Origin of the sequence: Micromonospora phytophila (assembly GCF_023656545.1) — a bacterium.
Lineage (GTDB): Bacteria > Actinomycetota > Actinomycetes > Mycobacteriales > Micromonosporaceae > Micromonospora > Micromonospora phytophila.
Genome location: NZ_JAMOKF010000060.1, coordinates 1 through 21604, shown reverse-complemented (window position 1 = coordinate 21604; position 21604 = coordinate 1). Strand labels below are relative to the sequence as shown.

Below are 21604 nucleotides of genomic sequence, written 5' to 3'. Positions count from 1 at the left end.
CCGGGCCGTCCGAGCCGGGGCGCCGGAGCAGCCGCCGGCCGCCCGGGCGGCGCAACCCCGGGCGCGGATCGTGCTGGCCGAGGTGTCCCGCCGCGACGACCGGGCCGAGCGCACCCGTGCCGAACTGGCCCAGCAGACCCGGATCGGGGAGACGCTGGTCCGCGGGCTGGTCCGGGCCCAGTTGGCGCTGGCGATGCGGCTGTCGCTGGTGGTCGCGATCGGGCTGGGCGGGCTGCCCTGGCTCTTCGCCATCGCGCCCGCGGTCGGCCGGGTCACCGTGCTCGGGGTCAACCTGCCGTGGCTGTTGCTCGGGGTGGCGTCGTTCCCGTTCCTGATCGCCGTCGGCTGGGCGTACGTGCGGCTGGCGGAACGGAACGAGCAGGACTTCATCGACCTCGTCCAGCGGCCGGAGCGCTGAGATGGGCAACGGCTACGTCGTACCGGCCATCGTGGCGGTCACCCTGGTAACCGTCGGGATCGGCTTCTACGGGCTGCGGCTGGCCCGCACCACCTCCGACTTCCTGGTCGCGTCGAGGGCGATCAGCCCGACCTGGAACGCCGCCGCGATCGGCGGCGAGTACCTCTCCGCCGCGTCCTTCCTCGGCATCGCCGGGCTCATCCTGAAGTACGGCGTGGACGTGCTCTGGTACCCGGTCGGCTTCGCCGCCGGCTACCTCGCGCTGCTGCTCTTCGTGGCCGCGCCGCTGCGCCGCTCCGGGGCGTTCACCCTGCCCGACTTCTGCGAGCTGCGGCTAGGGTCGCGGCGGCTGCGCATCCTCGCCACCATCTTCGTGATCTTCATCGGCTGGCTCTACCTGGTGCCGCAGTTGCAGGGGGCGGGGCTGACGCTGGCCACCGTGGCCGGCTCGCCGTACCCGGTGGGCGCCCTGCTGGTGGCCGTGGTGGTCACCGCGAACGTGGCGCTCGGCGGCATGCGCGCGGTCACCTTCGTACAGGCCTTCCAGTACTGGCTGAAGCTGACCGCGCTCGCCGTACCGGCGATCTTCCTGGCGTTGCAGTGGCAGGCCGACGCCCGCCCGGCGGTGACCCCGCCCGACGGGCCGGCGTTCCGGAGCGCGACCACCGTCGTGGTCGAGCACCGCGCGACCCTCACCCTGCCCGACGGCCAGATCCTTCAGGTACGCCCCGGCGACGAGCTGACCTTCGCCGCCGGCGACCCGGTGCCGGAGGTCTCCGGGGTGGCCACCGACGCGGCCGACTGGCTGCTGCCCAGCGCCGCCGGGGACGACGACCGGGGCCTGTTCGCCACGTACTCGCTGATCCTGGCCACCTTCCTCGGCACCATGGGGCTGCCGCACGTGCTGGTGCGCTTCTACACCAATCCCGACGGCGGGGCGGCCCGGCGCACCACGCTGGTGGTGCTGGCCCTGGTCGGCGCCTTCTACCTGCTGCCCACCATCTACGGGGTGCTCGGCCGGATCTACACCCCGCAACTGCTGGTCACGGGGCAGACCGACGCGGTGGTGGTGCTGCTGCCCGGCGCCGCGCTCGGCGACGGCACGACCGGCCGGCTGCTCGCCGCGCTGGTCGCGGCCGGGGCGTTCGCGGCCTTCCTCTCGACCTCGTCCGGGCTGCTCACCAGCGTCGCCGGGGTGATCTCCACCGACGTGCTCGGGCGCGGCTCGGTGCGGGGCTTCCGGCTGGCCACGGTGATCGCCGGCGCGGTGCCGGCCGTGCTCGCGCTGAAGGTCTCCGGGCTGGACGTGTCGCAGGTCGTCGGGTTGGCCTTCGCGGTCGCCGCGTCCAGCTTCTGCCCGCTGCTGGTGCTGGGCATCTGGTGGCGGGGGCTGACCGACGCGGGCGCCGCCGCCGGGGTGCTGGTCGGCGGCGGCGCGGCGGTCGCGGCGGTGCTGGTCACCGTGCTCGGGCCACCGCTGTCCGGCTGGCCGGCCACGCTCACCGCCCAGCCGGCCGCCTGGACGGTGCCGCTGGCCTTCACCGTGATGGTGGCGGTGTCGATGGCGACCCGCCGCCGCGCGCCGGCCGACGTCGGGGCCACCATGCTCCGCCTGCACGCCCCCGAGGCGCTGCGCCTGTAGGCGCGCTGGTTCCGGCCGGATACGGTCGGACGCATGACTGCTGAGCACCCGGCGCTCGCCCTGCGCGGCCTGGCGAAACAGTTCGACGGCAAGGTCGCGGTCGCCGGCGTGGACCTGGCCGTCCCGGCCGGCTCCTTCTACGGCCTGCTCGGCCCGAACGGCGCCGGGAAGACCACCACCCTGTCGATGGCGGTCGGTCTGCTCCGGCCGGACGCCGGGGCCGCCTGGGTGCTCGGGCACGACGTCTGGGCCGACCCGGTCGGCGCGAAGCAGCTGCTCGGGGTGATGCCGGACGGCGTACGGCTCTTCGACCGGCTCAGCGGCGCGGAGCTGCTCGCGTACCACGGTCTGCTGCGCGGGATGGACCCGGCGGTGGTCGACCAGCGGGCGGCGGAGCTGCTCGACGTGCTCGCCCTCGGCGACGCCGGTCGGACCCTGGTGGTCGACTACTCCGCCGGCATGAAGAAGAAGATCGGCCTGGCCTGCGCCCTGCTGCACGGACCCCGACTGCTGGTGCTCGACGAGCCGTTCGAGGCGGTCGACCCGGTCTCGGCCGCGCTGATCCGGGACATCCTCCAGCGCTACGTCATCGGCGGCGGGACGGTGGTCTTCTCAAGCCACGTCATGGAGGTCGTCGAGCGGCTCTGCTCGCACGTGGCGATCCTGGCCGCGGGCACCATCAAGCGGGTCGGCACCCTGGGCGAGGTGCGCGGGGACCGTTCGCTGGAGCAGGTCTTCGTCGAGGTGGTCGGCGGCCGTACGGCGACAGGCGAGGAGTTGGCGTGGCTGTCGCGGTGAGCGCGCCGACGACGCCGGCCGCGCCGCCCCGGCGGGTCTCCGCCCGGCACTTCGTCCGGCTGAAGCTCCGCGTGATGGGCAACAACTTCCGGGGCCAGGGCTGGCGGATCGCGCTCTTCGTGGCCGGTTCGCTGGTCGGGCTCTGGTTCGCCGCCACCGGCTTCGTCCTGTTCGCCGCCCCCGGCCTGTCCGGGGAGGGTCGCTACGCCCTGATGGTCGCGGCCTTCGGCGGCGGCGTGACGGTGCTCGGCTGGCTGCTGCTGCCGCTGGTCTTCTTCGGGGTGGACGAGACGCTCGACCCGGCCCGGTTCGCGCTGCTCCCGCTGCCGCGCCGCACCCTGGTCACCGGCCTGTTCACCGCCGCCCTGGTGAGCGTGCCCGCCGTCGCGGTGCTGCTGGCGCTGCTCGGCCTGGTGGTCACCGCGGCCGCGTTGGGCGGCTGGTCGGCCGCGCTCGTCGCCGTCGTCGGCGTGCTCGCCGGTTTGCTGCTCTGCGTCGCGGCCGCGCGGGCGGTCACCAGCGCATTCGCCACCATGCTGCGTTCCCGCCGGGTCCGCGACCTGGCGGCCGTCCTGCTCGCGCTGACCGCCGCGCTGCTCGGGCCGTTGCAGCTGGTGGGTGTCGCCGCGCTGCGCGAGACCGACTGGGACCGGCTCTCCGGGGTTGCCGAGGTGGTGGGCTGGACGCCGTTCGGCGCCCCGTGGACCGCCGGCATCGACGTGGCCGAGGGCCGGGTCTGGGCCGCACCGGTCAAGCTGCTGATCACGGCGCTGGCCATCGCCGCGCTGCTGGCCTGGTGGTCCCGCTCGCTGGAGTCGGCGATGGTGGGTGCGGCGAGCGCCGGCCCGGCCCCGGCTCGGCGCGGCGCCACCGGCGCTTCCGTCGCTGAGCTCTTCCCGCGCGCGCTCGGTTGGGTCCGCCGGGACCGGTTCGGCGCGCTGGTCGCCCGGGAGGCCCGCTACTGGTGGCGGGACGCCCGACGGCGGGCCAACCTGATCACCGTCGCGGTGGTCGGGATCTTCGTGCCGGTGATGGTCAACCTGGGCGGCTCCGGCTTCACGGTCGGACAGGGGCAGGGCTTCAGCGCCCCCGACACCTCGTCGCCGGTGCTGGTCAGCGTCTCGATGCTCTTCGTCGGGGTGCTCGCCGCGGTCACCCTGGCCAACCAGTTCGGCTTCGACGGCAGCGCGTACGCGGCGCACGTGGTCGCCGGTGTGCCCGGCCAGCAGGAGCTGCGGGCCCGGATGACCGCCTTCTCGATCTACGTGCTGCCGATGCTGGGCGTCGTCTCCGTCGTGCTCGCGGTGGTGCTCGGTGAGCCGGGCTGGATCGGGATGATGGTTGGCAGCCTCGTCGCCACCTACGGGGCCGGGCTGGCCGTCAACACCTTCGTCTCCGTCCTCGGGGCGTACTCGCTGCCGGAGACGAGCAACCCGTTCGCGCTGAACAGCGGCGCCGGGGTGGCGAAGAGCTTCCTCACTCTGCTGTCCATGCTGATCTCGGCGGTCGCCGCGGTGCCGATGGTGGTGGCCGCGGCGCTGCTCGGTGACGTCTGGCTCTGGCTGGCCCTGCCCGTCGGCACGGCCTACGGGCTGGGCGCGGCGCTGCTCGGCGCGTACCTGGCCGGCGACGTGCTGGACCGCCGCCAGCCCGAGCTGCTGGCCACCGTCACCCCGCGCCGCTGACGCCGGCCGCCGGCCGCCGCTCACTCGCCGCCGAGGACCGGGGCGACGGGAGTACGGCCTGAGCCGGCCTGCCTCGCCGGGCGTTGTCGGGTGGGCGTCACCGGTGACGTGTGGACGGCGTGGCGACCCGGTCAGACCCGGTCGGGACGGACGCGCGGCGGCGGGGCCAGGGTGGGCCAGCGCCGGTGGAGCTGTGCGCCCATCGCCCGGCTCAACCGGGCTACGTCGTCCAGTTCCGGGTGGCCTGCGACCAGGTCACCGACGACCGTGAGGCGGTGCAGCATCCGCTGCCGGGCGCTCACCGTCCCCCAGCGCCAGTCCTCCCGCGGCAGCCGGGCCAACTGGTCGACCGCGCCGCGGTGGGCCCGTTCCACCAGGGCGTCACCGCGGATGAGCCAGCCCACGCAGGCGCCGCCGAGGTCGCCCCGCGGCGGGCCGCCGGTCAGCCGGTGCCAGGTGGTGCGGTACGCCCGTTCGGCCTCCGCGACGAGGCCCTGCGGCACCGCGGTGACGCACCAGCAGGTGGGGAATCCGATGCGCAGATAGACCAGTTCGGTCAGGCCGTTGCCGAGGCTGGCCTGTTCGTAGTCCACGAACCGGACGCCGTCGACGGTGTGCAGGTCGTTGCCCGGGCAGGGGTCACCGTGCAGCAGCGCGAACTGCCCGGCCACGTCGAGGCGTCGCACGAGCCGGTGCAGTTCGTCGGACGCCCGGGGCGGTACGGGTGCTCCGAGGTGGCGGGCGAGGTCGAGGAAGGACCGCACGTCGGCGTGGTCCGGCCCGGCCCACGGAGGCAGGGCTCCGCTGTCGGCGGCCGTGGTGGTGGTGTGCAGTCGGGCCAGGGCCTCGGCGTAACCGACCACCCAGTCGGGTGCCGGTGGGACGTGGGCCAGGTGCTCCAGCACCAGGACGAGGGCGTCCTCGTCGGTGGCGAGCAGCGTGGGCGCCACGGCCGGACGGGCCCGGGCAGCAAGCCGGAGCGCGGTCGCCTCGCGGGCGTGGCGGTCGCGGGCGTCAGCTCCCCCGACGATCTGCTTGACGATGGTCGGGCTGCCGTCGAACTCGACGAGCCACACCCACGAGCGCGGGCTGCTGCCCAGCCGACGGATGGGCCGGGGGGTGCCCAGCCGGGCCACCAGCGCCTCGCCGACCGGCGGCCGCCGACGCCAGGGCGCGCGGCCGGTCATGGCCGATACCGGGACGTGCCCTGGTCAGCGGGCATCTGCTCGGCGCGGGAAGGCGTAGCGCCGCTGGGGCGTCGCGAGGGACATGCCCGAACGATAGGACTCCCGCGCGAGCCGCACCCGAGGGCTTACGGGCAGCCGCGCCGGGCGGATGCGCACCGGCGCTTCCTCGGCTGGGCGCAAGCCGGGGGCGGCACAATGTTTCACGTGAATCATGAGCCGGGTGCCGAGATCCACCACACCGACCCGTTCGCCGTGCCCGCCGACCAGCGTTCCCCCGTACGCCGGTTGCGGGGTCGGCTGGCGTCGCCGGTGACGCTCTGGACGGCGCCCGGACCCTCGGGCCTGACCGTCTCGTCCACGCTGGTCGCGGAGGGTGAGCCGGACCGACTGCTCGGCCTGATCGACCCCGAGTCGGACCTCTGGGCGGCGGTGGAGGAGGCGGGCCGCTTCGCGGTGGCCCCGCTGGGCCCGGCGCACCGGCAGCTCGCCGACCGGTTCGCCGGCCTCTTCCCGTCCCCCGGCGGCCTCTTCGCGACCGGCGCGTGGAGCGACACCCCCTACGGCCCGGTGCCGACCGACGCCGGCGGCTGGACCGGATGCCGGCTCGACACCGCCCGGGAGTACGGCTGGGGCCTGCTGGTGGAGGCCACCATCGAGGTCGTCGAGCTGGCCGCCGAGACCGACCCGCTGCTGCACTACCGGGGCCGGTACCGCGAGCTGACCTGACTGGGCGGCCGGCGGACCGACCGCTCGTCGAAGTGAGCTGCGTCACTGGGCGCAGCCACCGTGCCGTTCGGCGCAGCCGTCGACCGGCGCCGATCTCACCCTTCCCCGGCGGGGAGCGCGCTTTCTACCGTGCGCGAAACTCCCCACGCCTGTGAAGGTGGTGATCCACAAATGTCCACGGACACACCCGCGTCCGCCCCCGCCGAGTCGGCGGCGGAGCGGTACCTCGCCGTACAGCGGTCGGACGAGTTCGCCGGGTTGCGGCGCGCGCTGCGCGGCTTCGTCTTCCCGATGACCGTCGCGTTCTTCCTGTGGTACGCGCTCTACGTGATCCTCTCCGCGTACGCGCGGGACTTCATGGGCACGAAGCTCTTCGGCAGCAACATCAACGTCGCCCTCGTCTTCGGCCTGCTCCAGTTCGTCTCGACCTTCCTGATCGCCTGGCTCTACTCCCGGTACGCCGACCGCAAGATCGACCCGGTCGCCGACCGGATCCGCGCCGAGATCGGGGAGGTGACCCGTGAACACGGTCCTCGCGGCTGAGGCGGGCAGCACCACCGCCCGCAACCTGACCATCACGCTCTTCCTGGTCTTCGTGGCGGTGACCCTGGCCATCACCATCTGGGCCAGCCGGCAGACCAAGACCGCCACCGACTTCTACGCCGGCGGCCGGTCCTTCTCCGGCTTCCAGAACGGCATGGCGATCGGCGGCGACTACATGTCGGCCGCCTCGTTCCTCGGCATCGCCGGCATCATCGCCCTCTACGGCTACGACGGCTTCCTCTACTCAATCGGCTTCCTGGTCGCCTGGCTGGTGGCCCTGCTGCTGGTCGCCGAACTGCTGCGGAACTCGGGCCGGTACACGATGGCGGACGTGCTGGCCTTCCGGATGCGGCAGCGTCCGGTGCGTACCGCCGCGGCCGTCTCCACCATCACCGTGTCGATCTTCTACCTGCTGGCCCAGATGGTTGGCGCGGGTGCGCTGGTCGCGCTGCTGCTGGGGATCAAGCCGGGGACGACCTTCCTCGGCATGGACGCCGACACCGCCAAGGTCGCCACCATCATCATGGTCGGCGCCCTGATGATCATCTACGTCACGGTGGGCGGCATGAAGGGCACCACCTACGTACAGATCGTCAAGGCGTTCCTGCTGATGGGTGGCGCGCTGGTGATGACCCTGCTGGTGCTGGCGAAGTACAAGTTCAACCTGTCGTCGCTGCTCGGCGACGCCGCCGCCTCCTCCGGCAAGGGCAGCGCGTTCCTCGAACCCGGGCTGCGCTACGGCGTGGAGGTGGCCGGCAACGCGACACAGACCTTCTACAACAAGGTCGACCTGCTGTCGCTCGGCATCGCGCTGGTGCTCGGCACGGCCGGCCTGCCGCACATCCTGATCCGCTTCTACACCGTCCCGACCGCGAAGGCGGCCCGCAAGAGCGTGCTCTGGGCGATCGGCATCATCGGCACCTTCTACCTGCTCACCCTGGCCCTCGGCTTCGGCGCCGCGGCGCTGGTCGGCAGCGAGGCGATCACCGCCCAGGACAAGGCGGGCAACACGGCGGCGCCGCAACTGGCGGAGGCGCTCGGCATCGACTTCCTCGGCGGTGACCTCGGCGGGGCAACCCTGCTCGCGATCATCGCGGCGGTCGCCTTCGCCACCATCCTGGCCGTGGTGGCCGGGCTGACCCTGGCCTCCTCGTCCAGCCTGGCGCACGACTTCTACGCGAACGTTCTGAAGAAGGGCCAGGCCTCCGAACGTCAGGAGGTGACCGTCGCCCGGGTCTCCGCCCTGGTCATCGGTGCCATCGCGATCGTCCTGTCCATCTTCGCGCAGAGCCTGAACGTGGCCTTCCTGGTGGCGCTGGCCTTCGCGGTGGCCGCGTCCGGCAACCTCCCGGCGATCCTCTACAGCCTCTTCTGGCGGCGGTTCAACACCTCGGGCGCGGTCTGGGCCATCTACGGCGGCCTGCTGGCCGCCGTGTTCCTGGTGTTCTTCTCACCGGTGGTCTCCGGGGCACCGACCTCGATGTTCCCGGACCAGGACTGGCAGTGGTTCCCGCTGTCCAACCCGGGCATCCTGTCGATCCCGTTCGGCTTCCTGTGCGGCTGGATCGGCACGGTCATCTCCAAGGAGCACGACGAGGACAAGTACGCCGAACTGGAGGTCCGCGCCCTCACCGGCGCCGGCGCCCACTGAGCCCGGTCCGCCGGCGTCCACCGAGCCACGGTGGGCCGGCGGGGCCAGCCACGGTGTCAGGAGGGGCCCTTGCCAGCAGGGGCCCCTCCGCCGCGCCGGTGGTGCGGCGCAGGATGCGGGGGGCCGGACGGTCGGTAGGCTGACCGGTATGAAGGTTGCTGCGCGCTTCGGACCCGGTCACCGCATCCTCGTCACCGGCGGCGCCGGTTTCGTACCGTCACACCTGGTGGACGCCCTGGTCGCCCGTGGCTGCACGGTGGTCGCGCTGGACAACTTCGTCACCGGGTCGAAGGAGAACGTCGCCCACCTGCTGGACACCCCGACCTTCACCCTGGTCGAGGCCGACATCTCCGACGGGCTGCCGTCCCACCACCCGGCGCTGGCCGAGCGGTTCGACGCCATCCTGCACATGGCCTCCCCGGCGAGCCCGACCGACTTCGAGAAGCTCCCGGTGCAGATCCTCCGGGTCGGCTCGGTGGGCACCCTGCACCTGCTGGACCGCGCGGTCGCCGACGGCGCCCGGTTCCTGATGGCCTCCACCTCCGAGGCGTACGGGGACCCGAAGGAGCACCCGCAGCGGGAGACCTACTGGGGCAACGTCAACCCGGTCGGGGTGCGCGCCGTCTACGACGAGGCGAAGCGGTTCTCCGAGGCGGCCACCATGGCCTACCACCGCAGTCGGGGGCTGGACGCCGCGATCGTGCGGATCTTCAACACGTACGGCCCGCGGATGCGGCCGGACGACGGCCGCGCCATCCCCACCTTCATCTCCCAGGCACTGCGCGGCGCGCCGATCACGGTGCACGGCACGGGCAACCAGACCCGCTCGATCTGCTACGTCGAGGATCTGGTCCGCGGCATCCTGCTGCTGCTCGACTCCCGCGAGACCGGGCCGATCAACTGCGGCACCGAGCACGAGCTGAGCATGCGGCAACTGGCCGAGACGATCGTGTCACTCTGCGGCAGCAGCTCCGAGGTGACCTACATCACCCGCGGCGCGGACGATCCGGAGATGCGTCGCCCGGATCTGACCCTCGCCCGCGACCTGCTCGGATATGAGCCGACCGTGGCGCCCGAAGACGGCCTGCGACGCACGATCGAGTACTTCCGCGGGCGGCTGGTGTAGCGGACCGGCCGGGGCGACGGCCGCAACGCCGGCTCCGCCTCGCGGCGACACTGGCCCTACCTACGTACCCTGAGTTACATGTCAGCGACCATGCCCGCCGGTGTTCCGCTCCCGTACGTGCATCGCAGCGCCGGGCGCGCGTCGGTGCCCGGCTCCGGCCGGGGCGCCACCGGACGCGCCCAGCCAGCCGAGGCACGCTGGTACCCGTCGCACGACGGCGAGCCACGGGCCGGGGGGCCGGGTGGGCCGTCCGGGCCGGGGGGCCCGGGTGGTCCCGGCGGACCGGGCGGACCGGGCGGGCCCGAGCGGCGGCGCGGCGCACGCCCGCGCTGGGGCCGGATCGGCCTGGTGACCGGCGTGGTCGTGCTGGTGCTCGCCCTGCTCGGCGGGGCCGGCGCCTGGTTCTACGCCCGCAACCTCAACAACGACCTGGCCCGCACCGACCCGTTCTCGGAGATCACCGGCGGGCGGCCGGCCAGGGCGGTGGACGGCGCGTTGAACATCCTGCTGGTCGGCAGCGACTCGCGGGACCCGGACGCCCCGGTGGACCAGTCCAGCAAGTGGCGGGCCGACACGATCATCGTGATGCACATCCCGGCCGACCACCAGCAGGCCTACCTGGTCTCCATCCCGCGCGACCTCTACGTGCCCATTCCGGAGAGCGCCAACGCGGAGTGCGGCTCGGGCCGGCGCGGGAAGATCAACGGGGCGTTCGCGTTCGGCGGGCTGCCCCTGGCCGTACGGACCGTGGAGTGCTTCACCGATGTGCGGCTCGACCACGTGATGGCGATCGACTTCGCCGGCTTCAAGCAGGTCACCGACGCTCTCGGCGGCGTCGACCTGAAGGTGGAGCGGACGGTCACCTCGATCCACAAGCCGTACCGGACGTTCACCAAGGGCACCAACCACATGGACGGCGCCGAGGCGCTGGACTGGATCCGGCAGCGTAAGCAGTTCCCGGACGGCGACTTCGCCCGGATGCGTCACCAGCAGGAGTTCCTCCGCGCGCTGATGGACAAGGCGGCGAGCACGGGCACGCTGACCAATCCGAAGAAGCTGAACGACTTCCTCAAGTCGGTGACCGCGGCGGTCACCGTCGATGAGTCCTTCTCCCTGGTCGACATGGGGGTGCAGTTCCGCAACCTGCGGGGCGAGAACCTCACCTTCGTCACCAGCCCGCACGTCGGCAGCCAGACCATCAACGGCGAGTCGGTGGTGGTCTCCGACAAGGAGAAGGCGCTGGCCATGTACAAGGCGATGTCGGCCGACACGATGACCGCGTGGGTCAAGGCCAACCAGAAGGCCGACGGCACCACGGGGAGCTGAGCACGCGCGTCGGCGGCGGCCCGGCCCGCCGTCGACGCGGCCGGCCGCCGGCGTCGCCCGATCGGTTCCCGCCCGATGACGGGCGAGACGTCAACGGACGTCATCACCGGTCGGTGCTTCCCTTTCGGTTTCCGGTGAACCAACCACCGACCGGTCGCAATTATCTGGACGTTCGGATGATCTGGCTGGATGGCGGCCGGAAGAACGAAAAATAGCGCTGCGACGAACTCGCCAGGACGGGAAAGCGTCCGTACAGTGATGCCGCCCCCCGATCACGCGAGCTGGAGCACGCATGCCGGTTCAGACCAGCCGTCGCCCTCCGTCGCTGGAGTCACCCCGCGCTTCCGTCCGGGTCTCCACGACCATCCCCCCACAACCAGGGAAGGGCCCGAAGGCCGGTACCGGCTCCGCCAAAAAGCGGCCGCGGCGCAAGGACCCGCTCTGGGCCCGACTCACCCTGATCTTCGGCGCCGTGCTGATGATGACCAGCGGCGTCGCGATCGTCGGCAGCAAGGCCCTGATCAGCAGCGCCACCGGCAACATCTCCCAGCGCAACCTGCTCGGCGATGCCGGCAAGTCGGATGCCGAGGGCGGTGCCAGCCTGGACGGCCCGATCGACATGCTGCTGCTCGGCGTGGACGCCCGGGAGCGGTCCTCGCCGGACGACATCCGCGCGGACAGCATCATCGTGCTGCACATTCCGGCGACGCACGACCAGGCGTACCTGATCTCCATCCCCCGGGACACGGAGGCGCAGATCCCGGCCTTCAAGAAGACCGGCTACGGAGGCGGGGTCGACAAGATCAACGCGGCGTTCCAGGCCGGTGCCCGCAACGGCGGGGGCTGGGAGGGCGGCGCCCAGTTGATGGCGCAGACCATCAAGAACATGACCGGGGTCAGCTTCGACGGCGCCGCCATCATCAACTTCGGCGGCTTCAAGCGGATCATCGACGCCCTCGGCTCGGTGCGCATCTGCGTCAGCCAGGAGGTCGAGTCGATGCACATGTCGTTCGTCGACGGCAAGCCGATGTGGAACGCGGACGCCAAGAAGACCGGCAAGCCGAGGACCCCGGTGGTGCACAAGAAGGGCTGCCGCGAGATGGAGGGCTGGGCCGCGCTGGACTACTCCCGGCAGCGCAAGACTCTCAAGAACGGCGACTACGACCGCCAGCAGAACCAGCAGCAGCTGATCAAGGCGATGGCCCGCAAGGCCACCGAGGACGGGACGCTGGCCAACCCGCTCAAGCTGAACGAGCTGATCAAGGCGGCCGGGGAGGCGTTCATCCTGGACACCGGCGATGTGCCGGTGGCCGACTTCGTCTTCACCATGCGCGGAGTCAGCGGCAGCGACCTGACCATGCTGAAGACCAACGGCGGCACCTTCCACGGCAACGACGCGGGCAAGGAGACGTTCAGCGAGCAGACGCTGGCCATGTTCCAAGCGGTCAAGCAGGACAAGCTCGCCGAGTTCGTCTTCGCCAACCCCGAAGTGATCTCCAGCCGGAAGTAGCGCCGACGGCCGGTGCGCCGGCGCCGCGAAGGCGAAGTCGGCGAACCGGCCGCACCCGCCGGTGCCGCTCCGTAGCCTGACGTGAGGAGGATTCACGTCAGGGCTGCGGGGGGGCGCCACGTCCAGGTCGGCACGGAACGGACACGGGCGGACCCGGGCCGCAGGGGCGCGCCCCGGCGGCTGGCCCCGCGCCCTGCTCGGTCTCGGCCTGGCCCTGGTGCTGGTGGCCGGGCTCGCCGTGGTCGGCCTGCGGGTGCTCGCCAGCCGGTACGACCGCGCGGTGGTCCGGGAGCAGCTGCTCGACCCCACCGCCCGCCGGGAGCGGACCGACCCCGACGGGCCGCTGAACTACCTGCTCGTCGGGACCGACCGGTGGCAGAGCGGCAGTGCCGCGGACCGACGCGCGGACAGCATCCTCATCGTGCACGTCCCGGACGGCGGGCGGGAGGCGTACCTCGTCTCGGTCCCCCGCGACCTGCTGGTCGCCATCCCACCGGCCAACGGCTTCGGCGGCGGGCAGGACAAGGTCAACGCGGCGTACGAGCACGGCGGGGGCGGCCAGCCGGGCACCCGGCTGCTCTCGGCCACCCTGGCCCGGCTGACCGGGATCCGCTTCGACGGCGCGGCCCTGGTCGACTTCACCGGCCTGCGCAAGGTCATCGACCTGCTCGGCGGGGTACGTATGTGCGTGGACACCGAGGTGCGCTCCATCCACACCGACCGGGTCTTCCAGACCGGCTGTCAACGGATGGACGGCGGGCAGGCGCTCGACTACGTCCGCCAGCGCTACGACCTGCCGAACGGCGACTACGACCGGCAGACCCACCAGCAGCAGTTGCTCCGGGCCCTGCTGGAGCGCGCGGGCGAGACCTCACTGCGGACCAACCCGGTCAAGCTCGACCAGGTCATCCGGGCGGTGGGCGCCTCACTGACCGTGGACACCAACGGCGTACCGCTGGAGGAGCTGCTTCTCGCGCTCCGCGACCTGCCGGCGGAGGCCCTGCGCGGGGTGCAGATCCCGTCCTACCCGCAGACCATCGACCAGGTGTCGTACATCGTCCTCGACAACGGCGGGAACGGGCTGTTCGAGGCGGTACGCGACACCCGGGTGCCGGGCTGGGCCCGGGCGAACCCGCGCTGGGTCACCCGGTTGTGACGACGCGGGCCGGCCCCCCGCCGCGCCGCCCGGCGAGGATCTAGGCTTGGTACCCGTGTTCGGACCCCAGGTTCCCACCGTGACCGTGACCGAGATCGCCGACGACACCTACCTGCTCGACGTCCGTGAGGACGACGAGTGGACCGCAGGACACGCCCCCGGCGCCCACCATCTGCCGATGATGGAGCTGCCGGCCCGCATCGCCGAGGTGCCCACCGACCGGGACGTGGCGGTCATCTGCCGCTCCGGCGGCCGCTCCGCCCAGGTCGTCGCGTACCTGATGCGCAACGGCTGGGAGCAGGTCCGCAACGTCGCGGGCGGGATGGGCGAGTGGGCCGCCACCGGCCGACCGGTGGTCGGCGAGGACGGGCAGCCGGGCCGGGTTCTCTAGGACGGGCGGCATGGGCGAACCCCTGGTCTTCGCACACCGCGGCTCCTCGTACGACCTGCCGGAGCACACCCTCGCCGCCTACCTGCGCGCCCTCGACGAGGGCGCCGACGGGCTGGAGTGCGACGTCCGGCTGACCCGGGACGGGCACCTGGTCTGCGTGCACGACCGCCGGCTGGATCGGACCAGCAACGGCCAGGGCCTGGTCAGCGGGCGCACCCTCGCCGAGCTGGAGTCGCTGGACTTCGGTTCCTGGCACCCCGGCTGCGTGCCGGCCGACGGGGACGAGGTGCTCGACGAGTCGCACACCCGGCTGCTCACCCTGGAGCGGCTGCTGGACGCGGTGCTGGCCGCCGGGCGGCCGGTCCGGCTGCTGATCGAGACCAAGCATCCGTCGCGGTACGGCGCGAACGTCGAGCGCCGCCTGGTCGCCCTGCTGCGCCGCTACGGCCTGACCGAACCGGGCCCGGACGATCCGCTACAGGTCACGGTCATGTCGTTCTCGCCGCTGGCCGTACGCCGGATCCGCGACCTCGCGCCCGCGCTGCCCACGGTGCTGCTGCTGGAGGCGCTGCCGCGCTGGCTGCCGCTGGCACGGCTGCCGTTCGGCACCCGGATCGCCGGGCCGGGGATCGGGCTGGTGCGGGCCCGCCCGCAGCTGGTGTCCGCGCTCCGGGCGGCCGGCAACCAGGTCTACGTCTGGACCGTCAACGAGCCGGCCGACCTGGACCTGGTCCTGGCCGCCGGGGCCGACGGCATCATCACCGACCGACCGGCGCACACCCTGGCCCGCCTGGGCCGCTGACCGCGCGGACCGGACCGGGCCAGGCCGCGTTCGGCCGAGGTTGGGGCCCGGCCGGACCGGGGGTGTGCGAAAGCCGGTCGGCGGGGGCACACTCGGGGCATGCCGGAGCGCACCGACTTCTCCGCTCTCATCGCCGGCCACACGGTGGTGATCGAGATGATCAACTCTGGGGACGCCGGCCTACCGGTCCTCACCCAGCTGCTCCGGGTGGCGCAGTCCGCGCTCGGCGCGGCGGGCATGGCGTTCGTCGAGTTCGCGCCCACGGGTGGCCGGGTGATCGCCGCGACCGGCGCCGCCGAGTGGACCATCGGCCGCCCGCTGCCGGCCAACGACCCGGCCACCGTCTGCCTGCTCTCCGGGCCCCGGGTGCAGCAGGTGCGGACGGACCACCTCACCGGCAAGCTCGCCGACGAGCTGGCCGGCCGGGGCCTGTTGCGGATGGTGGTCTCCCGGGCGGAGATCGGCGGCCTCACGGTCGGCAGCCTGCACGCGCTCTACCCGGCCGGCGACGACGAGCCGGGCGTCGAGCGGCACGGCGTCGTCGGTTACCTCGCCTCCTGCATCGCGCACATGTACGGCGACCAGAGCGGCCTGCCGGTGCACGGGGACGGCCCGGTGGTGGCGGCGTTGGCGGACGGGTTGGCCGTGGTCGACCGGGAGGGGCACGTCCGGCTCTGGAACCCGGCCGCCGCCCGGGTCACCGGCCGTTCGGCCAGCCAGGCGCTCAACCAACCGCTGCCCTTCCCGCTGCCGCCGTCCGGGCAGGTGCTCGACCACCGGCTGCCGGACGGACGCTGGCTGAAGATCACCTCTGGTGAGCTGCCCGGCCCCGGCACCCTGCACGTGGTCACCTTCCGCGACATCACCGACCAGCAGCGCCGCGACCACGACCGGGACCTCTTCATCGCGGTGACCAGTCACGAGCTGCGCACCCCGGTAACGGTGATCAAGGGGTACGCGGACACCCTCACCGACCACTGGGAGTCGCTGACCGAGGCCGACCGGCGGCAGGCCGCCCGGGTGATCGGGCAGCGCGCCAACGACCTGGCCCGGCTGGTCGACCGGCTGCTCTCCTCGTCGTCGGCGGAGGCGGGACCGGGTGAAGACCCGCCCACCCCGTACGACCTCGGCGACGTCCTGCGCGCCACGGTGGCCGACCTGCCGGCGGAGCTACGGCACCGGATCGTCCTCGACCTGCCGGCCGACCTGCCCAAGGCGCTCGGTCACCGGCCGACCCTGGTTACCGTCCTGACCGAGCTGAGCACGAACGCCGGCAAGTACTCCCCGTCCGGGGCACCGATCGAGATCACCGCGGACGCCGACGGGCAGACCGTCTCGTTCCGGGTCAGCGACCGGGGGATCGGCATCCGGCCGGAGCACGTGGAGCGGGCCTTCGACCGGTTCTGGCAGGGGGAGTCCGGGGACCGCCGGCGCTATCCCGGGGCCGGTCTCGGCCTCTATCTCGTCCGTCGGATCGTTGAACAGCAGAATGGATGGGTATCCCTCCGACCGAGGACCGGTGGCGGTACGGTCGCAGAGGTGCGGCTGCCCCGCGGGTGACCGGTGGTGGCGCGGGGCGTGAAGGGGCGATGGTGTCGACGGGAGCTGCCGAACGGGCGTGGTGCGTGGTGGTGCCCCACGACGCCACCGGAGCTCGACTGGCCCGCCATCGGCTCGCCGACGAGCTGGCCGGGGTCGTACCTCCGATGCTCCTGGCGGACCTGGTCGCGGTCCTGGCCGAGCTGGTCGGCAACGCGGTCCGGCACGCCGACCCGCTGCCCGGCGGTGTGGTGCGGGTGGCCTGGCGGCTGCGGACGTCCACCGAGGGCCAGCAGGTCCAGCTCCGGGTGACCGACGGCGGCGCCGTCGGGGAGCCGCGGGTCCGGGCGGCGGACCCGGACGCGATCGACGGCCGCGGCCTGCACATCGTCTCGGGGCTGGCCGACCGGTGGGGAGTCGAGCGGGACGGCCTGGGCCAGAGCGTGTGGGCCGAGTTCGACCCGACGGATGCGGCCCGGCCCGACCTGGTCGCCGCCGGCTGAGCCCGCCCCTCTTCGTCAGTTCGACCACCGGGGACTTCCGATTCCGCAGCGGCTGCCCCGCCGTCGACAGCGGGACACCGAACCTGGCGCCGAAGGACGACGCCCGCCGGGTACCGAAGGCGGCGAGCCGCCGAGGTGGACGTACTAGGCTGTCTCGCCGTGAGCAAGCGTCGAAAGAGCCAGCGGGCCGCCGAAGCCACTCCGAAGCGGGAGAAGGTACGGGACATCTTCGTGCCCCGACCGTTCGAGGGGCTGACCGACGAACCGGAGTGGATCGCCCTGCGTGAGCTGGTGCCGGCCGCCTCCGCCCCGCTGCGGCTCGCCCCCGCGCTGGTGGAGGAGTTCGGCGAGCGCGAGGTCGTCCTGGCCACCGTGCTGCCGATGGCCGCCCCGGCGATGACCAAGCCGGACGGGCGGGTCCTGATCGGGCTCCAGCGCCACCAGCAGTCCGGCGACGTCTCCCGGGACCTGGCCGAGGCGCTGCTCTGCGCGCTGCGGGCCGAGCCGGGCGGCCCGGTGTCCGTGCCGCCGCTGCCCGGCCCCGGCCCCCGGCTCCAGGACGTCCTGGTCGACGGTCCGTTGGAGGTCACCATGCACGACGGGTTCGAGTTCTGGCTCGACCCGGGGGCCGCCGACGACCCGAACGTGCAGGCGTCCCTGGAGCGGGCCAACGCCGCGATCTACCCCACCGTCCGGCTCGCCGCCGCCCGGGCCGCCTACTGGTGCCAGGTGCCGGAGAAGGCGCACGTGCGCTGGGTGCTGCCGGACGACGAGGACGCCGCGCTGGACGCGCTGGCCCAGCTGAGTGTGGCCGGCACGCTGACCCTCAGCGAGCGCACCCGGTTCGCCGGCATGTTCCGGGCGCACGGCCGGCTGGTGCCGGTCTGGGACCTGCCTGAGGACGTACCGGCCACCGAGTGGGAGCAGCCGGTCACGGACTTCGCCAAGCGGTACGCGGAAGCCCTCGCCGACGGCTCCCCGCTGGACGCGGCCGGCCGCCGCGCCCGGCATGGCCTGCTCGGCCGCCAGCTCACCCTGCGCTGACCCTCCCCGGGCCCTGACGGGCGGCCGGGTTCAGGCGGCCGGGTTCAGGCGGCCGGGTTCAGGCGGTCGGGTTCAGGCGGGCGGGGGGCGCAGGGGCTCGCGGACCAGGGGGCAGGACATGCAGCGCGGGCCGCCCCGGCCCGAGCCCAGTTCCGAGCCGGCGATGGGGATCACTTCGATGCCGGCCCGTTCCAGCTGGGCGTTGGTCTCCGTGTTGCGTTCGTAGCCGACGCAGAGCCGGGGCGCGAGCGCCAGGGTGTTGTTGCCGTCGTCCCACTGCTCGCGTTCCGCGGTGACCGGGTCCAGGCCCGTGTCGATCACCCGGAGCTGGTCCAGGTCCATCGCGTCGGCGGCGGCCCGCAGGAACGGCGCCGGGCCGTCGACCCGCGGGTCCTCGCCGTCCGCGCCGGCGATGACGGTGTACGCCGACAGGGTGCTGGCGATGTTCGGGTACATCAGCACGGCGTCGGCGTCGACCATCGTGCAGACGGTGTCCAGGTGCATGGTCGCCCGCTCCTGGGCGATCGGCACGACCAGCATGGTGTGCGCCAACCCGGCCGCGAAGACCTGCCGGGCGAGCCGTTCCGCGCCGGCCGGGGTGGTGCGCTCGCCCACCCCCACCGCCAGCACTCCCGGGGCGAGGAGCAGCACGTCGCCGCCCTCCAGGTGCTCCAGCTCCGGGTGGTAGACGAATTCGGTGCCGGCGAAGCGCGGATGGTGCTGGTAGATGGCGTCGGTCAGCGTGGTCTCCCGCCGCCGGGCCGGCATGGCGAGGCTGGTCACCCCGACCCGGTCACCGATCCAGACCGAGGAGTCCCGGGTGAAGAGCAGGTTGGGCAGTGGGTCGATGACGAAGTCGTGCCGGTCCATCAGGGTGTAGACCAGGCCGCCCGGCCGCTCCCGGGTGATCCGCAGCTCCTCGTGGGCCAGCCCGGCGATGAGCACGTCGGCGAGCGCCACCGGGTCGAGGTACGCGAGGTGGTCGGCGACCCGGGTGCGCAGCGAGTCGCCGAGCCGGGGGGAGCGCAGCACCTCCTCGGTGAGTTCTGCCCGGGCGTCCGGGACGGCGAGCGTCTCGGCGAGCAGGGTGGCGAGGTAGAGCACCTCGACCCCGCGCTCGCGCAGGGCCGCGGCGAAGCCGTCGTGCTCCTCCTGGGCGCGCCCGACCCAGGGGATGGCGTCGAAGAGGAGCGAGTCGTTGTTGCGCGGGGTGAGCCGGGCGAGCTCCGGGCCGGGGCGGTGCAGCAGCACCGTGCCGAGCTGACCGACCTCGCTGTCCACGTAGTGGGTCACCCTCGCAGCGTAGGGCAGGCTTTGGCGGCATCCGGTAAAAGAACTGTGGATGAATATGGCATTCATCCACACTCACTCCGGCGCTCCAACTTGCCCAACCCCCGGAGTGGCAACGTAGGGTAGTGAGGACATAACTTCGAGGGACCTTTTGCCGGAGGTCGCGATGACTGTCTTTCCCGCTCGTCGAGCCGTACCGTCCGCCCGGGCACTGCCGCCCGCGGCGGTGCCACACCCCCGGGTGGAGTCCCCGGGAGCCCTCACGCCGGTCCGTCCGTCCCCGTTGGAGTGGGCCCGCCGCCGGCGGGCCGAGCGGGGCGCCCGACGGCTGGAGGCGGCCGGCGCCCGGGCGCTCGGCCAGCTCGACCACCTCGGGCCCGCGTGGCACGTCATCGAGTGGCCCCGCACGGACGTCTCCGACATCCTGCTCGACCACGAGCGCGACGACCGCGCCGGTTTCCTCGCGATCGGGCCGAGCGGGCTCTTCGCGGTCACCATCGCCGACCACGGCCGCGCCCGCGTGCTGGTGGCCGGCGACGTGGTCCAGATCAACGGCAAACGACCGCCCTACGTGGCGGAGGCCCGCCGGGACGCCAAGCGCGCCAGCAAGGCGCTCTCCGACGCGGTGCGGCTGCCCATCCCGGTGACGCCGGTGCTGACCTTCGTGGGCTCCGGCGTCATCAGCGTCTACGGCCTGCCCAAGGACTGCCTCATGGCGACCCACCGCGAGCTGGACCGCCTGCTCGTCGCCGGGGGCAGCCGGATCAGCCCGGCCACCGCCGAGAAGCTCTCCCAGGTCGCACAGCACCCGGGCACGTGGATGAACGGGCCCTACCGGCCCGCGGCCGACTACCGGTGGTACGAGGAGGGCCGAATGGCCGCTGACAAGCCGGCCACCCGCCGGTAACGTCACCGGCGACGCCACGCGGCCCGGGCTCCGGTCGGCACCCGTCGGTCGCGCCGTCGCCGGCCGCCCGGTCAGGGCACCATCACCACCGGCGGCCGGTGGCTCCAGCGCGGTCAGCGGACACCTGGGACGACCGGCTAGCGTGGACAGACCGTCGGTGTACATAGGAGGCGCGGTGGCCCACGTCGAACTCTCGCTCTCGGAATCGTTCGTGCCGGCGGCAGGGACATCGACAGAGCAGGAGTCCGACAACTTCGGCCAGTGGTCCTCGACCGTCTCGCACGCCGACGAGCCGTGCCTGCTGATCGACGCCCACACGAAGGTGATCGCCGTCTCCGCCTCCGGGTGCGAGCTGCTCTGCCTCGGCACGCCCGAGGACGTGATCGGGCTGCCGCTGCTCGACGGCGGCCTGCGGCTGCTCGACTTCACCGCCAATCGGGGTGAGCTGACCGAGGCGGAGATCGACAAGATCCCGCCGCTGCTGGCCCTCTCCTCCGGGCGGCTGGCCCGGGGGCTGCTGCGCGTCCAAGGGGCGTCGGCCGACGCGCCGGACGCGACCGTCGACGCCATCTCCACCCCCGTGCTCACCGATGGAGCGGTCGCCGGCTCCCTCACGTTCTTCTCCGAGGTCTGACCTGCGGCAGGGTGTGGCGTTCGCCGCACGTGGCGAATCTGGGGCGGGCCGCCGCCGAGGCCGTAAGGTGCCCTCATGCTCGATATCGCTCTGCTGCCGGGGGAGTACGCCGTGTGCCGGTTGGCCGCCGGCTCCACCCTGCCGCCCGCGCTGTCGGGCGGGCTGAGCGGCGGCGACGTCGTCACGGTGAGCTGGACCGCCGACGGGATCTCGGTGATCTGCCCCGCCGACCGGGCCCCCGAGCAGGCCGTCGCGGAGACCGCCTGGCGCTGCCTGCGGGTCGCCGGGCCGCTCGACCTCGCCGTCACCGGCACCCTCGCCGCGCTGGTGGACCCGCTCGCCCATGCCCGGGTCAGCGTCGTCGCCTTCTCCACCTACGACACCGACTACCTGCTGGTTCCCGCGGTACGCCTCGGCGAGGCCACCAGGGCGCTGGAGCGGGCCGGGCACCGCGTCCTCGACTGACTTCACCCGGCCGCCGGATCCTCCTACGATGGGCTCGGCCGCCCGGCCGCAACGACGCTTCCCGATGTCCCGAGGATCGGCCCGTGCCGCCCACCCCACCCCAGCGAGCCACCCCCGACCGGTCGTCCGGCGCATCCGCCCGGACACCCCGGCCCGGCCGCCCACGCCCGATCGTCGCCGTCGCCCTGCTGGCCGTGCTGCCGCTGGCCGCCTGCGGCACCCCGCCCGAGCTGCGGACGACCGCCCCCGGCCCGGCCGCCG

General features: G+C 73.0%; 21 protein-coding genes. 19 read left to right on the top strand and 2 right to left on the bottom strand.

Features of this window, described 5'->3' with window-relative positions:
* Positions 1–67 precede the first annotated feature (67 nt).
* The 4 genes from NCC78_RS10870 to NCC78_RS10855 are packed head-to-tail and all read left to right on the top strand — an operon-like array spanning position 68 to position 4543.
* Positions 68–418, top strand: coding sequence for a DUF485 domain-containing protein (locus NCC78_RS10870; RefSeq protein WP_250793975.1), 351 nt, complete (start codon positions 68–70; stop codon positions 416–418).
* 1 nt (position 419) lies between these two features.
* Positions 420–2060: a sodium/solute symporter gene (locus NCC78_RS10865; RefSeq protein WP_250793968.1), complete on the top strand. Its 1641-nt coding sequence runs from the start codon at positions 420–422 to the stop codon at positions 2058–2060.
* A 33-nt stretch (positions 2061–2093) separates the two neighbouring features.
* Entirely contained in the window at positions 2094–2858 is a 765-nt protein-coding gene (locus tag NCC78_RS10860; RefSeq protein ID WP_250793966.1) for an ABC transporter ATP-binding protein, read from the top strand.
* Entirely contained in the window at positions 2843–4543 is a 1701-nt protein-coding gene (locus NCC78_RS10855; protein ID WP_250793964.1) for an ABC transporter permease, read from the top strand. The genes NCC78_RS10860 and NCC78_RS10855 overlap by 16 nt, the downstream gene beginning before the upstream one ends.
* A 131-nt stretch (positions 4544–4674) precedes the next feature.
* Here NCC78_RS10855 and NCC78_RS10850 read toward each other — a convergent pair whose 3' ends face one another.
* Entirely contained in the window at positions 4675–5730 is a 1056-nt protein-coding gene (locus NCC78_RS10850; RefSeq protein WP_250793963.1) for a protein kinase family protein, read from the bottom strand.
* A gap of 93 nt (positions 5731–5823) precedes the next feature.
* Here NCC78_RS10850 and NCC78_RS10845 point away from each other — a divergent pair, with 93 nt between their 5' ends.
* From NCC78_RS10845 to NCC78_RS10780, 12 genes are all read left to right on the top strand, one after another.
* A complete protein-coding gene (locus tag NCC78_RS10845; protein ID WP_250793974.1) occupies positions 5824–6456 on the top strand; it encodes a flavin reductase family protein in 633 nt (210 codons plus the stop codon).
* A 171-nt stretch (positions 6457–6627) separates the two neighbouring features.
* Complete coding sequence (locus tag NCC78_RS10840) at positions 6628–6999, top strand: DUF485 domain-containing protein (protein WP_250793961.1); 372 nt, start codon at positions 6628–6630, stop codon at positions 6997–6999.
* Complete coding sequence (locus NCC78_RS10835) at positions 6977–8650, top strand: monocarboxylic acid transporter (protein ID WP_250793959.1); 1674 nt, start codon at positions 6977–6979, stop codon at positions 8648–8650. Before NCC78_RS10840 ends, NCC78_RS10835 begins: the two co-directional genes overlap by 23 nt.
* 148 nt (positions 8651–8798) lie before the next feature.
* Positions 8799–9776 carry an NAD-dependent epimerase/dehydratase family protein gene (locus NCC78_RS10830; protein WP_250793957.1) on the top strand — a complete coding sequence of 326 codons (978 nt, stop codon included), beginning with the start codon at positions 8799–8801 and terminating at the stop codon, positions 9774–9776.
* A 78-nt stretch (positions 9777–9854) separates the two neighbouring features.
* Entirely contained in the window at positions 9855–11102 is a 1248-nt protein-coding gene (locus NCC78_RS10825) for an LCP family protein (RefSeq protein WP_250793955.1), read from the top strand.
* 292 nt (positions 11103–11394) lie between these two features.
* The gene (locus NCC78_RS10820; RefSeq protein WP_250793953.1) at positions 11395–12612 is read left to right on the top strand and encodes an LCP family protein; all 1218 of its coding nucleotides are present in this window, start codon (positions 11395–11397) and stop codon (positions 12610–12612) included.
* 217 nt (positions 12613–12829) lie between these two features.
* On the top strand, positions 12830–13768 hold the full coding sequence (locus tag NCC78_RS10815) for an LCP family protein (protein WP_250793951.1): 939 nt from the start codon (positions 12830–12832) through the stop codon (positions 13766–13768).
* Between the two features lie 55 nt (positions 13769–13823).
* Positions 13824–14159, top strand: a complete 336-nt coding sequence (locus NCC78_RS10810) for a rhodanese-like domain-containing protein (protein ID WP_250793949.1) — start codon at positions 13824–13826, stop codon at positions 14157–14159.
* A 10-nt stretch (positions 14160–14169) separates the two neighbouring features.
* Positions 14170–14961, top strand: coding sequence for a glycerophosphodiester phosphodiesterase (locus tag NCC78_RS10805; protein WP_250793947.1), 792 nt, complete (start codon positions 14170–14172; stop codon positions 14959–14961).
* 99 nt (positions 14962–15060) lie between these two features.
* On the top strand, positions 15061–16521 hold the full coding sequence (locus NCC78_RS32040; RefSeq protein ID WP_284706285.1) for a sensor histidine kinase: 1461 nt from the start codon (positions 15061–15063) through the stop codon (positions 16519–16521).
* A gap of 29 nt (positions 16522–16550) precedes the next feature.
* Entirely contained in the window at positions 16551–17003 is a 453-nt protein-coding gene (locus NCC78_RS10785; RefSeq protein ID WP_250793946.1) for an ATP-binding protein, read from the top strand.
* A 159-nt stretch (positions 17004–17162) separates the two neighbouring features.
* Entirely contained in the window at positions 17163–18047 is an 885-nt protein-coding gene (locus NCC78_RS10780; protein WP_250793944.1) for a DUF5926 family protein, read from the top strand.
* A gap of 72 nt (positions 18048–18119) precedes the next feature.
* Here NCC78_RS10780 and NCC78_RS10775 read toward each other — a convergent pair whose 3' ends face one another.
* Complete coding sequence (locus NCC78_RS10775; protein ID WP_250793942.1) at positions 18120–19340, bottom strand: arginine deiminase; 1221 nt, start codon at positions 19338–19340, stop codon at positions 18120–18122.
* A 163-nt stretch (positions 19341–19503) separates the two neighbouring features.
* Here NCC78_RS10775 and NCC78_RS10770 point away from each other — a divergent pair, with 163 nt between their 5' ends.
* The 3 genes from NCC78_RS10770 to NCC78_RS10760 all read left to right on the top strand — a co-directional run bounded on the left by NCC78_RS10770 (position 19504) and on the right by NCC78_RS10760 (position 21343).
* Positions 19504–20244 (top strand): hypothetical protein, encoded by a 741-nt coding sequence (locus NCC78_RS10770; protein ID WP_250793940.1) that lies wholly within the window; start codon positions 19504–19506, stop codon positions 20242–20244.
* A 175-nt stretch (positions 20245–20419) separates the two neighbouring features.
* Positions 20420–20878: a hypothetical protein gene (locus NCC78_RS10765; protein WP_250793938.1), complete on the top strand. Its 459-nt coding sequence runs from the start codon at positions 20420–20422 to the stop codon at positions 20876–20878.
* Positions 20879–20953: 75 nt separating this feature from the next.
* A complete protein-coding gene (locus NCC78_RS10760) occupies positions 20954–21343 on the top strand; it encodes an ACT domain-containing protein (protein WP_250793937.1) in 390 nt (129 codons plus the stop codon).
* Positions 21344–21604: the final 261 nt, after the last annotated feature.

What these genes read in the sequence shown, in the direction of transcription:
- NCC78_RS10865 (WP_250793968.1), top strand. Translation starts at nt 420, where the DNA reads ATGGGCAACGGCTACGTCGTACCGGCCATCGTGGCGGTCACCCTGGTA.
- NCC78_RS10860 (WP_250793966.1), top strand. Translation starts at nt 2,094, where the DNA reads ATGACTGCTGAGCACCCGGCGCTCGCCCTGCGCGGCCTGGCGAAACAG.
- NCC78_RS10850 (WP_250793963.1), bottom strand. Translation starts at nt 5,730, where the DNA reads ATGACCGGCCGCGCGCCCTGGCGTCGGCGGCCGCCGGTCGGCGAGGCG.
- NCC78_RS10840 (WP_250793961.1), top strand. Translation starts at nt 6,628, where the DNA reads ATGTCCACGGACACACCCGCGTCCGCCCCCGCCGAGTCGGCGGCGGAG.
- NCC78_RS10830 (WP_250793957.1), top strand. Translation starts at nt 8,799, where the DNA reads ATGAAGGTTGCTGCGCGCTTCGGACCCGGTCACCGCATCCTCGTCACC.
- NCC78_RS10825 (WP_250793955.1), top strand. Translation starts at nt 9,855, where the DNA reads ATGTCAGCGACCATGCCCGCCGGTGTTCCGCTCCCGTACGTGCATCGC.
- NCC78_RS10820 (WP_250793953.1), top strand. Translation starts at nt 11,395, where the DNA reads ATGCCGGTTCAGACCAGCCGTCGCCCTCCGTCGCTGGAGTCACCCCGC.
- NCC78_RS10805 (WP_250793947.1), top strand. Translation starts at nt 14,170, where the DNA reads ATGGGCGAACCCCTGGTCTTCGCACACCGCGGCTCCTCGTACGACCTG.
- NCC78_RS32040 (WP_284706285.1), top strand. Translation starts at nt 15,061, where the DNA reads ATGCCGGAGCGCACCGACTTCTCCGCTCTCATCGCCGGCCACACGGTG.
- NCC78_RS10785 (WP_250793946.1), top strand. Translation starts at nt 16,551, where the DNA reads ATGGTGTCGACGGGAGCTGCCGAACGGGCGTGGTGCGTGGTGGTGCCC.
- NCC78_RS10770 (WP_250793940.1), top strand. Translation starts at nt 19,504, where the DNA reads ATGACTGTCTTTCCCGCTCGTCGAGCCGTACCGTCCGCCCGGGCACTG.
- NCC78_RS10760 (WP_250793937.1), top strand. Translation starts at nt 20,954, where the DNA reads ATGCTCGATATCGCTCTGCTGCCGGGGGAGTACGCCGTGTGCCGGTTG.